This window comes from Streptomyces sp. NPDC048383, assembly GCF_040651775.1.
Taxonomy (GTDB): domain Bacteria; phylum Actinomycetota; class Actinomycetes; order Streptomycetales; family Streptomycetaceae; genus Streptomyces.
In genome coordinates, this window is record NZ_JBEZKS010000010.1 from 98201 (window position 1) to 110808 (window position 12608).

The 12608-nt window shown below is 71.1% G+C and carries 9 protein-coding genes; 6 read left to right on the plus strand and 3 right to left on the minus strand.

The window, feature by feature from the left end; genetic code table 11:
* The first annotated feature begins 115 nt into the window (after positions 1-115).
* On the plus strand, positions 116-772 hold the full coding sequence (locus AB0D46_RS10135) for a superoxide dismutase (RefSeq protein WP_362876827.1): 657 nt from the start codon (positions 116-118) through the stop codon (positions 770-772).
* 122 nt (positions 773-894) lie between these two features.
* Here the strand turns inward: AB0D46_RS10135 and AB0D46_RS10140 are convergent, their stop codons facing one another.
* Positions 895-1542, minus strand: coding sequence for a DsbA family protein (locus AB0D46_RS10140; protein ID WP_362876828.1), 648 nt, complete (start codon positions 1540-1542; stop codon positions 895-897).
* A 127-nt stretch (positions 1543-1669) separates the two neighbouring features.
* On the opposite strand from AB0D46_RS10140, the gene pepN reads away from it, so the two are divergent.
* Together pepN and AB0D46_RS10150 are read left to right on the plus strand one after the other, a co-directional pair.
* Positions 1670-4225 carry an aminopeptidase N gene (pepN, locus tag AB0D46_RS10145; RefSeq protein ID WP_362876829.1) on the plus strand — a complete coding sequence of 852 codons (2556 nt, stop codon included), beginning with the start codon at positions 1670-1672 and terminating at the stop codon, positions 4223-4225.
* A gap of 274 nt (positions 4226-4499) precedes the next feature.
* Positions 4500-5462: a hypothetical protein gene (locus tag AB0D46_RS10150; protein ID WP_362876830.1), complete on the plus strand. Its 963-nt coding sequence runs from the start codon at positions 4500-4502 to the stop codon at positions 5460-5462.
* Here AB0D46_RS10150 and AB0D46_RS10155 read toward each other — a convergent pair.
* Positions 5438-6346, minus strand: a complete 909-nt coding sequence (locus tag AB0D46_RS10155; protein WP_362876831.1) for a pyridoxamine 5'-phosphate oxidase family protein — start codon at positions 6344-6346, stop codon at positions 5438-5440. The genes AB0D46_RS10150 and AB0D46_RS10155 overlap by 25 nt on opposite strands.
* A gap of 47 nt (positions 6347-6393) precedes the next feature.
* Positions 6394-6864: a VOC family protein gene (locus AB0D46_RS10160; protein WP_362876832.1), complete on the minus strand. Its 471-nt coding sequence runs from the start codon at positions 6862-6864 to the stop codon at positions 6394-6396.
* Between the two features lie 131 nt (positions 6865-6995).
* Between AB0D46_RS10160 and AB0D46_RS10165 the strand changes: the two genes are divergently transcribed.
* The 3 genes from AB0D46_RS10165 (at position 6996) to AB0D46_RS10175 (ending at position 12552) form a co-directional block, all read left to right on the plus strand.
* Positions 6996-7562, plus strand: coding sequence for a CGNR zinc finger domain-containing protein (locus AB0D46_RS10165; protein ID WP_362876833.1), 567 nt, complete (start codon positions 6996-6998; stop codon positions 7560-7562).
* Positions 7563-7836: 274 nt separating this feature from the next.
* On the plus strand, positions 7837-11181 hold the full coding sequence (locus AB0D46_RS10170; protein ID WP_362876834.1) for a S8 family serine peptidase: 3345 nt from the start codon (positions 7837-7839) through the stop codon (positions 11179-11181).
* A gap of 339 nt (positions 11182-11520) precedes the next feature.
* Positions 11521-12552: an aspartate-semialdehyde dehydrogenase gene (locus tag AB0D46_RS10175; protein ID WP_362876835.1), complete on the plus strand. Its 1032-nt coding sequence runs from the start codon at positions 11521-11523 to the stop codon at positions 12550-12552.
* Positions 12553-12608: the final 56 nt, after the last annotated feature.

Below are 12608 nucleotides of genomic sequence, written 5' to 3' on the forward strand. Positions count from 1 at the left end.
GAGGCCCGCACAGGAGAGGTAACCCTTACTCGAACGGAGGATTAGATACTGCTAGCGTGCAGTTGCGCATTGATTGCAATAAGCGATTGGCACGCCGAGGGGACCGGATACAGACATGGCCATTTACACGCTTCCTGAGCTTCCTTACGACTACGCGGCGCTGGAGCCGGTGATCAACCCGCAGATCATCGAGCTGCACCACGACAAGCACCACGCGGCTTACGTGACGGGTGCCAACAACACCCTGGAGCAGCTGGAGGAGGCGCGCGACAAGGAGAACTGGGGCGCCCTCAACGGCCTGGAGAAGAACCTCGCGTTCCACCTCTCCGGCCACATCCTGCACAGCATCTACTGGCACAACATGGCCAGCCCGAAGACCGGCGAGGGCGGCGGCGAGCCCACCGCGGCCGACGGTCTCGGCGACCTGAGCGACGCGATCACCGAGTCCTTCGGCTCGTTCGCGAAGTTCAAGAAGCAGCTGACGTTCGCGGCCTCCGCGACCCAGGGCTCCGGCTGGGGCGTGCTCGCGTACGAGCCCGTCAGCGGGCGCCTCCTCGTCGAGCAGGTGTACGACCACCAGGGCAACGTGGGCATCGCCAGCACCCCGGTCCTCGTCTTCGACGCCTGGGAGCACGCCTTCTACCTGCAGTACAAGAACCAGAAGGTCGACTTCATCGAGGCCATGTGGAACGTCGTCAACTGGCAGGACGTGGCCAAGCGCTACGCCGACGCCAAGGCGAACACCCCGCTGCTGATCCCCGCCAAGGGCTGATCGGCACTCCCCGACCGTCCGCCTCGTGATCGTCTTCTCAACCTTCACAGCGGACGTTTCCACCAGAAGGCCCCCGCGAGGACGTGACTCGCGGGGGCTTTCTGCGCATCACTGCGGGCGGACTACTCGAAGCTGGGGCCCTTGTCGCGGGTGCGCTTGATCTCGAAGAAGCCCGGGGTGGAGGCGACGAGCAGGGTGCCGTCCCACAGTCGGGCCGCGTCGTCGCCGCGCGGGGTCGGGGTGACGACCGGGCCGAAGAAGGCCACCTCCGCGCCGTCCGCGCCGGGCACCGAGATGACCGGCGTGCCGACCTCCTGGCCGACCCGGTTGATCCCCTCGTTGTGCGACGCGCGCAGCTCGGCGTCGTACGCGTCGGAGGTGCCGTACTCGGCGAGCTCGGCCGGCAGGCCGACCTCGGCCAGCGCCTCCGCGACGACCTCGGCGGTGTTGCCGCGTCCCTCGTTGTGGATGCGGGTGCCGAGCGCGGTGTAGAGCTTGCCGGTGATCTCCTTGCCGTGCTTCTGCTGCGCGGCCGTCACCACCCGTACCGGTATCCAGGCCTCGGGGCCGAGCAGCTTGCGGTAGCTCTCGGGCAGCTCGTCGAGCTTGTCCTCGTTCAGGACGCCCAGGCTCATCACGTGCCAGCGGACCTCCACGTCACGGACCTTCTCGACCTCCAGCATCCACCGGGACGTCATCCAGGCCCAGGGGCAGAGCGGGTCGAACCAGAAGTCGACCGGAGTCTTCTCGCTCACCTGCGTGTCGGCCATGTCTCTCCTTGTGTCCACAACAAGCCATTGCCCAGCACCATCCCCTGCGCCAACCAGGCCGGGACCGGCCGCATTCCCCGTGGGAGGATTCGAACCGAAGAACGCGATCACGCACGAAGGAGTGCACGTGCCCGGAGAGAATCTGTCCCGTGACGAGGCCCGCGAGCGGGCCGAGCTGCTGTCCGTCGACGGGTACGAGGTGGTCCTCGACCTGAGGTCCGCGGTGGACGAGACCGAGCCGGCCGACGGCCCCCGGACCTTCCGTTCGGTGACGACCGTCCGCTTCCGCGCCGCGACCCCCGGTGCCTCCTCGTTCGCGGACCTGATCGCCCCTTCGGTGAACGCGGTCACCCTCAACGGCAAGCCGCTGGACGGCGCCGCCGTCTTCGACGGGACCCGGATCGCCCTGGACGGGCTGGCCGCCGAGAACGTCCTCGTGGTGGACGCGAACTGCGCCTACAGCCGCACCGGCGAGGGCATGCACCGGTTCGTGGACCCGCAGGACGGCGAGGTCTACCTCTACACCCAGTACGAGCCGGCGGACGCCCGCCGGGTGTACGCGAACTTCGAGCAGCCCGACCTGAAGGCCCCGTACCGCTTCGAGGTGACCGCGCCCGAGGGCTGGCAGGTGTGGAGCAACGGCGTCGAGGAGTCCCGCGAGGGGCTGACCCGGCGCTTCGCCGAGACCGCGCCGATCTCCACGTACATCACCTGCGTGGTGGCCGGCCCGTACCACTACGTCACGGACACCTACACCCGCGGGGACCTGACGATCCCGCTGGGCGCGATGTGCCGCAAGGGGCTGGCCGAGCACTTCGACGCGGACGACGTCTTCCTCGTCACCAAGCAGGGCTTCGACCTGTTCCACGAGCTCTTCGACTACCCGTACCCCTTCGGCAAGTACGACCAGGCGTTCGTGCCCGAGTACAACCTGGGCGCGATGGAGAACCCGGGGATGGTGACCTTCCGCGAGGAGTACATCTTCCGCGGGAAGGTCACGCAGGCCTCGTACGAGCGGCGCGCGAACGTCATCCTGCACGAGATGGCGCACATGTGGTTCGGCGACCTGGTCACCATGAAGTGGTGGGACGACCTGTGGCTGAAGGAGTCCTTCGCGGACTTCATGGGCTCCTTCGGGCTCGTCGAGGCCACCCGCTTCGACCAGGCCTGGGTCACCTTCGCCAACAGCCGCAAGGCGTGGGCCTACCGGGCCGACCAGCTGCCGTCCACGCACCCGATCACGGCCGACATCCGTGACCTGGAGGACGCCAAGCTGAACTTCGACGGCATCACCTACGCCAAGGGCGCGGCCGTCCTCAAGCAGCTGGTCGCGTACGTGGGCCGGGAGGCGTTCCTGGAGGGCGCGCGGCGCTACTTCGCGGCGCACGCCTACGGGAACACCACGCTGGACGACCTGCTGTCGGTGCTCGGCGAGGTCTCCGGCCGGGACATGGCCGAGTGGTCGCGCGCCTGGCTCCAGACGGCCGGCGTGAACGCGCTGACGCCGGCGCTGACCTGCGACGCGGGCGGTCGCGTCACGGAGCTGGCGGTGCTCCAGGAGGGCGACGAGCTCCGCCCGCACCGGGTCGCTGTGGGCCTGTACCGCCTGGAGACCGACGGCACCCTGGTCCGCTACGCGCGGGCCGAGGCGGACGTCGCGGGCACCCGTACGGTGGTCGCCGAGCTGGCCGGGTCCGAGCGGCCCGACCTGGTCCTGGTGAACGACGAGGACCTGACCTACTGCAAGATCCGCTTCGACGAGGCGTCCCTGGCCACGCTCCGCTCCCACCTGGGCGGTCTGACGGACCCGCTCGCCCGGGCCCTGTGCTGGTCGGCGCTGTGGAACCTGACCCGCGACGCCCTGATGCCGGCCCGGGACTTCCTCGCGCTGCTGCTCGCGCACGCGGGCCGGGAGACCGACGTGGGCGTCCTGCAGATGCTGCACGTCCAGGCATTGGGCGCGGTCAGCCGGTACACGACGCCGGAGCTGCGCGAGCAGCGCGGCCGGGAACTGGCGGCCGGCGCGCTGCGCGAACTGCGGCTGGCCGAACCGGGCTCGGAGCACCAGCTGACCTGGGCGCGGTTCTTCGCGTCGAGCGCCGCCACCGAGGGCGACCACCAGCTGCTGCTCGGCCTGCTGGACGGGAGCGCGCGGATCGACGGGTTGGAGGTCGACCAGGAGCTGCGCTGGGACTTCCTGCTGCCGCTGACGGCGCACGGCTCGGTGGACGAGGCCGTCCTGGCCGCCGAACTGGTCCGCGACGACACGGCGTCGGGCAAGCAGCACCAGGTGCGCTGCCTGGCGGCGCGGCCGTCGGCGGCGGTCAAGGACCAGGCGTGGGCGGCGACCGTCGAATCGGACGCCCTGTCGAACGCGCTGGTGGAGGCGACGATCTCGGGAATGCAGCAGGCCTCCCAGCGGGACCTGCTGGCGGCCTACGCGGACCGCTACTTCGAGGTGCTCGAACGGGTGTGGGCGGACCGTTCGATCCAGATCGGGATCCACGTGGTGCGGGGCCTGTACCCCTCGCTCCAGGACTCGCCGGCCACGGTCGCGGCGACCGACGCCTGGCTCACGGCCCACCCGGACGCGGCGCCGGCGCTGCGGCGGCTGGTGCTGGAGTCCCGCGACGACCTGGCCCGGGCCCTGCGCGCCCAGGCCTGCGACGCGGCGGCCGGCTGACGGCAGGCGGTAGACGGCCACCGGTGGGCGGGGGCGGGGGCGGACTCGGGTCCGTCCCCGCCCCCGCCCGCTGTCCGCCGTCCGCTCGCCTGGGGCCCGTTTCCCGCCCGCTTCCCCGCCGACCACGGCATCAGTATGGTCATACGACGGATATCGACCGGCGGGGTCCCTTTCGGCAGTCGAACGCCCGTACTTTAGCCCTGGCTTGTCCCGATTTGCCGACGAGCGTGTAACAGGCGTTAGCAAGGCCATGGCCTGAGGGAATCACCGCGTCATGAACCAGAACGCACCCCTCCCCCTCGCCCACCTCACCACCGGCCGCCCGCGCGTGCTGACCCTCGCCCAGCTCCGCGAGCACGGCGTCAGCGCCTCCGACGCGGCGGGGCGACCCTGGCAGCAGGTGCTGCCCGGGGTGTTCCTGCTCCACGCCGGTCCCGCGACGAGCGAGGAGCGGCTGCACGCGGCCCTGCTGTACGCCGGCCGCCGGGGCGGCGCCGAGGTCATGATCACCGGACTGGCGGCCCTCGCGCTGTACCGGTTCACCTCCACCCCCGCCCTGCTGGGGCTCTCCCACATCGACGTCCTCGTGACCAACACCCGCCGGCTGCGGTCCACCGGTGACGTGCGGATCATCCGTACGCACACCCCGCCGCGCTCCGTGGAGGTCACCGGGCTGCCGGTGGCGCCGGTGGCCCGGGCCGTGGCCGACGCCGTCGCGCAGCTGTCCGACGCCACGACCGTACGCCGCCTGTTGAGCGAGGCCGTCCGCGCCGGACACTGCGAACCGGCGGCCGTCGTGCGCGAGCTGACGGTGGCCCAGCTGCTGAACCGGCCGCACGTGGTGGACGCCGTCGAAGCGCTGCTGGCCGAGGGCCGGGCCGTCGCGGAGGACCGGCTGTACCAGCTCGTACGGGGCTACGAGCTGCCGGAGCCCGTCTGGAACGTGGACCTGCGCCTCCCCGGCGGCCCGCACCTGGGCGGGGTCGACGCGTACTGGCCGGAGCAGGCGGTCGCCATCGAGATCGACACCCGCGCCCCGCGCCAACACGAGGACGAGGACTGGTCGGAGGGCGTCCGCAAGCGCGAGGCGTTGGAGCGCCTCGGGGTGACCGTGCTGCACCTGACCCCGCGCAAGCTGCGGGACTGGCCCGAGCAGCAGGCCGCCGTCGTCCGCACCGCCCTGACGGCCGCCGATGACCGCGAGCCCGCGGCCTACCTGGTGGTGCTCCCCCGGTGAGCCGCCGGCCGCGCGAGCGGCGGATTGGCCGGGGAGTACTCCGGGGCGCTCCAGCGCAGCCGTCCCGGGTGCACGCCCTCCACCACCGACTCCACGGTGAACCGCACGGCCCGCGCCCCGTCCGGCCCGAAGCCGGTCCGGGCCCGCCCGCTCAGCTGGAGCACGCCGCCGCCCTCCCAGTCGGGCAGCAGCAGCCCGGCCCGTCCGTCGGCCGCCAGGTTCCCCAGGGTGAGGAACATGGCGTTGCCCGGATAGTCCGGCCAGCTCAGCTCGGTCGCCGAGAGCACGTCCACGAAGCCCGGGAACCCGCCCCGGTGGCTGGCGTCGGCCCCGTCCGGCGACGCGGTGGCCACGAAGAAGGTGTCGGCGGCGCGGACCGTCGCCCGCTGGTCGGGAGTGAGCGCCGTACCGCGCCGGACGATCCCGGCCCCCTCCGCCACCAGCTCCAGCGGTCGGCGCTTCTGCAGGTACTTCGGGCAGTTCGCGAAGACCCGGTCCGCCTCGACCGCGAAGCCGCCGGGCACCGGCGTGACCGTGCCGCCCAGTCGCATCCGGCGCCTGGTCCGGGGGTCGAGGGCGATGGTGCCGACCGGGGTGCCGGCCGCGGCCAACGCCCCCTCCAGCGGATCGCCCTGCGGCAGCCCCCCGGTCACCACGATCCGGGCCCGCCCGGTGGCTCGTACGAAACCCGGCGCGCCGGTGAGCAGCGAGGCCCACATCCGGCCGTCGGTGTCGGCGGCTCCGACGACGAGGTGCGGCTGCTCGGCGAGGAAGGCCGCGGCCACGTCCCTGATCTCCGTGCCGATCGAGCGGCCGACGTGATCGGCCAGGTCGCGCACGCCGACCCGTTCCTGCACGGCCAGCGAGCCCCAGTGGTACGTCATGACGGTGCTCCTCTTCCTGCGCGCTGTTGCCCCGGAACCGGGGTGGTCTAGAAGAACCCGCAGGTGGGAGCGGATTCCGTGGGGGCGGGCGCCCCTTCCGCGCCCGTGGGTACGGAGATCTCCAGGCGGGTGCCGTCGGGGTCGTGGAAGAAGATCCCGCCGGAGGCCGCGCCCTCGGCGTGGGCGACGACGCCCTCGTGGGCGAAGGTGACGCCCAGCCCGCGCAGCCGCTCCTCGTACGCCCGGACCTCCTCGATGCCGGCGGCGGTGAACGCCAGGTGGTGCAGTCCGGCGGTGGTCGGCAGGTAGCCGTCCTCGGCCTGCTGCCAGAGCGTGAGGACCAGTTCGCCGTCCCGACCGAGGAAGGCGAAGCGGCGGCCCTCCTCCTTGCCCTCGCCGAGCGGGGCGAAGTCCAGCGCGTCGCGGTAGAAGGCCAGCGAGCGGTCGAGGTCGGTGACGTTCAGGCCGATGTGGCCGGTGCGGAGCGTGCCGAGGGCGGCGGCGGAGGCAGTGGTCATGGTGGGTCCCTTCCCGGAGGAATGCCGGATTTGCCGAGGTGCTCTAACCTTCTAGTGCGAGATTAACGGTTAGGACACCGAAGGTCAACCGGCCACGTACTCTTGAGCGGTTAGCGACGCGAGGAGGCGGCATGACGGCACAGGTGACGGACCGGCGTCCGCTGACCGGGGAACCGGTCGCCCTCGACCTGCTGAACACGCGCTGGGTCGTCGACGGCGAACCCTTCGACCTCTTCGCCGGGGCCTTCGGGCTGACCCGCGTCGAAGGCCTCGCGCTCTGGCTGGAGAGCGTCGGCCTCGCCGACCGCTTCCGGGCCGACGCGGCGACGCTCGTCCACCTGCTGACCGCGCGCGAGTCGCTGGCCCGCGCCGTCGCGGACCCGGCCGACGAGGGGGCGCGCGCATTGGTCGACGCCGTCCTGGAACACGGCCGGATCCGGGCCACCCTGACGTCCGAAGGGCCGGGCGAGCGGGCCGAGTTCGCCGATCCCGCCTGGGGTCCCGCCTGGATCGCCGCCCGGAACTACCTGGACCTGTTGGTCGCCGGACCGGACCGGATCCGCAAGTGCGCCGCCGAGTCCTGCGTCCTGCACTTCCACGACATCTCGCGCAACGGCACCCGGCGCTGGTGCTCGATGGCGGCCTGCGGAAACCGCGCGAAGGCCTCGCGTCATTACGCGCGCACGCGCGTGCGCTGAGCGATCGGAATCTGTCACACCCGACGCGAGACGGAAGCCCGCTCCGGCCATGCCGCGAGCCGGGAAAGTCTATAAATCCACTCGCAGACACCTATGAATTGCCCTGACTTGCCCGACCTTGCGCCCTCTGGCGGATGCTGCGCGGTGGCGAGAGTCCGCCATGTCAGGTCTCGGTCAATGACAACACTCCCCAAACAGCAGTCACTTCGGCAAAGCTGACCGGTCATCCGGCACCGAAATCCGGACCGTATCTTTCACTTAGCCAGGGATGCTGATGACCCTCGACTCCCCCAGCTCCACCAACGGGGCCATACCGGGCACCCGGCGCGTAGCCCGCGTCGCCGCGGCCGCGGGCCTGGTGGCCGCCCTCTGCGCCACCGGCGCCATGCCCGCCTTCGCGGTGGGCACCGCCGCCGGCCCCGTGCCGGGTCCGGCCACCGCGCCGGTCAAGTCCGCCGACCAGAAGCTCGGTTCGGCCGACGCCGAACTGCTCCAGGAGGCCAAGGCCAAGGGCGACGCCACCGTCACGGTGATGGTCGCGACGGCCCCCGGCCGGACCAAGCAGGTCGCCGACCAGCTGGGCGCCGTCCAGGGCGCCTCGGTGGGCCGGACGTACGACAAGCTCGGTTACGTCCGCGCCACCCTGCCGACCGGCAAGGCCGACGCGGCGCTGAAGGCCGCCGGCAAGCTGGACTCCGTCCACGGCATCGACCTGCGGCACGAGATCCAGCGTCCGGACCCCCGTCCGGACGCCGACCGGGAGACCGGCACGGTCAAGAAGACCGCGGCCGAGACGTACGCGGCGCCGGACAAGAACACCCCGGCGAAGAACCCGTACAACCCCTCGTTCGAGACCGGGTCGGTGGACTTCGTCAAGAACAACCCGCAGGCCGACGGCCGCGGCGTGACCATCGGCATCATGGACTCGGGCGTCGACGTCGGTCACCCGGCCCTGCAGAAGACCACCACCGGCGAGCGCAAGATCGTCGACTGGGTGACGGCGACCGACCCGATCACGGACAACGACGGGACCTGGCGCGCCCAGATCACCCCGGTCACGGCCGCGGGCGGCACCTTCAGCGCGGGCGGGCAGAGCTGGAAGGCCCCGGAGGGCAACTTCCAGTGGAGCCGTTTCAGCGAGTCGATCACCGCCACCGGTGACATGAAGGGCGACGTCAACCGGGACGGGGACACCACCGACCGGTTCGGCCTGCTCTACGACGTCGCCGCCGGCACCGTCCGCGTCGACACCGACCAGGACGGCGACTTCACCAACAACGAGCCGATGAAGCAGTACAAGGACGGCAACCAGATCGGCTGGTTCGGGACGGACAACCCGGCGACCGAGGTCGCCGAGCGCATCCCGTTCGTGATCGAGATCCGCAAGGACGTCCCGATGGACCCGCTGGGCGGTGACTGGGTCGGCAAGAAGGCCGACTTCGTCAACGTCGGCATCATCGAGTCCGAGCACGGCACGCACGTCGCGGGCATCACCGCCGCCAACGGCCTCTTCGGCGGCCAGATGAACGGCCAGGCCCCCGGCGCCAAGCTCGTCTCCTCGCGCGCCTGCTCCTGGTCCGGCGGCTGCACCAACGTCGCGCTGACCGAGGGCATGATCGACCTCGTCGTCAACCGCGGCGTCGACATCGTCAACATGTCGATCGGTGGCCTGCCGGCGCTCAACGACGGCAACAACGCCCGTTCCGAGCTCTACAAGAACCTCATCGACACCTACGGTGTCCAGCTCGTCATCTCGGCGGGCAACGAGGGTCCCGGCGTCAACACCATCGGTGACCCCGGACTGGCCGACAAGGTCATCTCCGTGGGTGCCGCGGTCTCCAAGGAGACCTGGGCCGCCAACTACGGCTCCGGCGTGAGCAAGCAGTACAACATGTTCCCGTTCTCCTCCCGCGGTCCGCGTGAGGACGGCGGCTTCACGCCGACCATCACCGCCCCCGGCTCGGCCATCAACACCATCCAGACCTGGCTGCCCGGCGCGCCCGTGAAGGAGGCCGGCTACAACCTCCCGGCCGGTTACGGCATGCTCCAGGGCACCTCGATGTCCTCGCCGCAGGCGGCGGGCGCCGGCGCCCTGCTGATCTCGGCCGCGAAGCAGAACAACATCGCGCTGAAGCCGGCGAACCTGCGGGTCGCGCTGACCAGCACCGCCAAGAAGATCGCCGACGTCCCGGCGCACGCCCAGGGCGCGGGCCTGCTCGACGTGAACGCCGCGTGGGAGTCAATCCAGCGCGACGCGAAGGCCGAGGAGTTCACGGTCAAGGCCCCGGTCGACACCGCGATCGACCAGTTCCTGAAGACCCCCGGCTTCGGCACCGGCGTCTACGACCGCGAGGGCGGTCTGAAGGTCGGCCAGAAGAAGGTCTACAACGTCGTCGTCACGCGCACCACCGGCGTGAAGTACGGCACCCGGCACAACCTCAGCTGGCGCAACGACGACGGTAGCTTCAAGGTCATCGGCGGCTACGACTACGTCACGCTGCCGCTGAACAAGCCCGTCACCATCAAGGTCGAGGCCAACGTCAAGTCGGCCGGCGTCCACAGCGGCATCCTGCAGCTCGACGACCCGACCACCGAGGGCATCGACAAGCAGGTCCTGGCGACGGTCGTCGCGGCCGCCCCGCTGGCCAAGCCGACCTTCACCCTGTCGGACACCTCGTCCGTGCAGCGCAACAGCCACAAGTCGTACTTCGTGACGGTCCCCCCGGGCACCAAGACCCTTGAGGTCGCCCTGGGCGGTCTGAAGCCCGACAGCCAGACCCGCTTCATCTCGATCCACCCGTACGGTCTGGGCGTCGAGGACAGCGCGACCACCCAGTGCTACCCGAACTACGACAACCCGGCGAACACCTGCCGCCCCGACCTGCGCTCGTACGCCGAGCCGACCCCGGGCGTCTGGGAGATCGAGGTCGAGTCGCGTCGTACGTCGCCGCTGCTCGACAACCCGTACAAGCTGGACGTGTCCGTCCTCGGCGCGGCCTTCGACCCGGCGGTCAAGGTCCTTCCCGAGGTCAAGCAGGGCACCCCGGCGCCGGTCCAGTGGACCGTGAAGAACGAGGCCGCGGCGATCGCCGGCGGCAAGCTCCTGGGTGGTCCGCTCGGTTCCGCGAAGGTCGCCAAGCCGACCATCGCCGCCGGTGAGACCCAGACCACCGAGGTCACCATCGGCGAGGGCGTCTCCCGCCTCGACGTCGCCATCGGCAAGACGTCCGACACGGGCGCCGACCTGGACCTGGAGGTCTACAAGGACGGCGTCAAGGTCGGCACGGCCGCCGACGGCGACTCCGAGGAGGCCGTGAGCCTGGTCAAGCCGGCCGCGGGCACCTACAGCGTCAAGGTGATCGGCTACGCGATCCCGGCCGGCACCACCACGTACGACTACCGCGACGTGTTCTTCTCGGCCGGTCTGGGCTCCGTCCAGGTCGACGAGGCCGCCACGGTGACCCTCGCCTCCGGCGCCTCGGCGCAGGTCTCGGCGAACGTCCTGGTCAACAGCGCGGCCCCCGAGGGCCGTCAGTTCTTCGGCCAGGTCCAGCTGCTCAACGCCCGCGGCACCGCCGCCGGCACCGGCAGCGTCCAGATCGACAAGGTCCTCCCGTAACCCGGTAGGACCCGCACGAACCGGAGGGGCGGCGCTCACCACGAGCACCGCCCCTCCGGGCTTTCCGGAGCCCGGGCGGAAGGCGGGGGCGGACCCGGCGGGCGCGGGAGCCGCGGGTGCCGGCGATCACGTCGTGGGTGGTCTTCCTCACGTGCCCGGACCGGGTCCGGGCGCCCGCCCCCTCACCGGGCCCGGCGACACGCCCGTCCCGCGCGCGTCGCGGGGGTCCGCGTCCGGGACGCCGTCCGTCCCTCGGACAATGGATTGGACAAGGCTCGTGGGGTCGAACGCATGATGGCTCCACGCGCGCCCGCGTCGTACCAACGCAGAGGAGTCACCGTGAGGGTCGGAATCGTCGGAGCCACCGGACAGGTCGGCGCAGTGATGCGCGCAATCCTCGCCGAGCGGAAGTTCCCGCTGGACGAGCTGCGGCTGTTCGCCTCGGCCCGCTCGGCCGGCTCGACCCTGGAGTGGGAGGGCCGGGAGATCACCGTCGAGGACGCCTCCACGGCCGACTACTCCGGTCTGGACATCGTGCTCTTCTCCGCGGGCGGCGCCACCTCCAAGGCCCTCGCCGAGAAGGTCGCGGGCCAGGGCGCCGTCGTGATCGACAACTCGTCCGCGTGGCGCAAGGACCCCGAGGTCCCGCTCGTGGTCTCCGAGGTCAACCCGCACGCGATCAAGAACCGCCCCAAGGGCATCATCGCGAACCCGAACTGCACCACCATGGCCGCGATGCCGGTGCTGCGCCCCCTCCACGAGGAGGCCGGCCTGACCGCGCTGATCGCCACCACCTACCAGGCCGTCTCCGGCTCGGGCGTGGCCGGTGTCGCCGAGCTCGACGGCCAGGTCAAGGCCGTGGTCGAGGGCGCGGCCGCCCTGGTCCACGACGGCGGGGCCGTCGACTTCCCGGAGCCGGGCGTCTACAAGCGTCCGATCGCCTTCAACGTGCTCCCCCTGGCGGGCTCGATCGTCGACGACGGCTCCTTCGAGACCGACGAGGAGCAGAAGCTCCGCAACGAGTCCCGCAAGATCCTGGAGATCCCGGAGCTCAAGGTCTCCGGCACCTGCGTGCGCGTTCCCGTCTTCTCGGGCCACTCGCTCCAGGTCAACGTCCGCTTCGAGCGCCCGCTCGGCGTCGAGCGCGCCTACGAGCTGCTCAAGGACGCCCCGGGCGTCGAGCTGTCCGAGATCCCGACGCCGCTCCAGGCCGCCGGCAAGGACGCCTCGTACGTGGGCCGCATCCGCGTGGACGAGACCGTCGACAACGGCCTCGCGCTGTTCCTGTCGAACGACAACCTGCGCAAGGGCGCGGCGCTGAACGCGGTGCAGATCGCCGAGCTCGTCGCCGAGGAGCTCCGCCAGGGCTGACCCGGTCCTCCGGGCGCGTGAGGGGCGGGTGCCGTACGGCGCCCGCCCCTCCCCCG

Coding starts and splice junctions, on each gene's coding strand:
- AB0D46_RS10140 (WP_362876828.1), bottom strand. CDS start 1,542: ATGGCCGACACGCAGGTGAGCGAGAAGACTCCGGTCGACTTCTGGTTC.
- AB0D46_RS10160 (WP_362876832.1), bottom strand. CDS start 6,864: ATGACCACTGCCTCCGCCGCCGCCCTCGGCACGCTCCGCACCGGCCAC.
- AB0D46_RS10165 (WP_362876833.1), top strand. CDS start 6,996: ATGACGGCACAGGTGACGGACCGGCGTCCGCTGACCGGGGAACCGGTC.
- AB0D46_RS10155 (WP_362876831.1), bottom strand. CDS start 6,346: ATGACGTACCACTGGGGCTCGCTGGCCGTGCAGGAACGGGTCGGCGTG.
- AB0D46_RS10170 (WP_362876834.1), top strand. CDS start 7,837: ATGACCCTCGACTCCCCCAGCTCCACCAACGGGGCCATACCGGGCACC.
- AB0D46_RS10150 (WP_362876830.1), top strand. CDS start 4,500: ATGAACCAGAACGCACCCCTCCCCCTCGCCCACCTCACCACCGGCCGC.
- AB0D46_RS10135 (WP_362876827.1), top strand. CDS start 116: ATGGCCATTTACACGCTTCCTGAGCTTCCTTACGACTACGCGGCGCTG.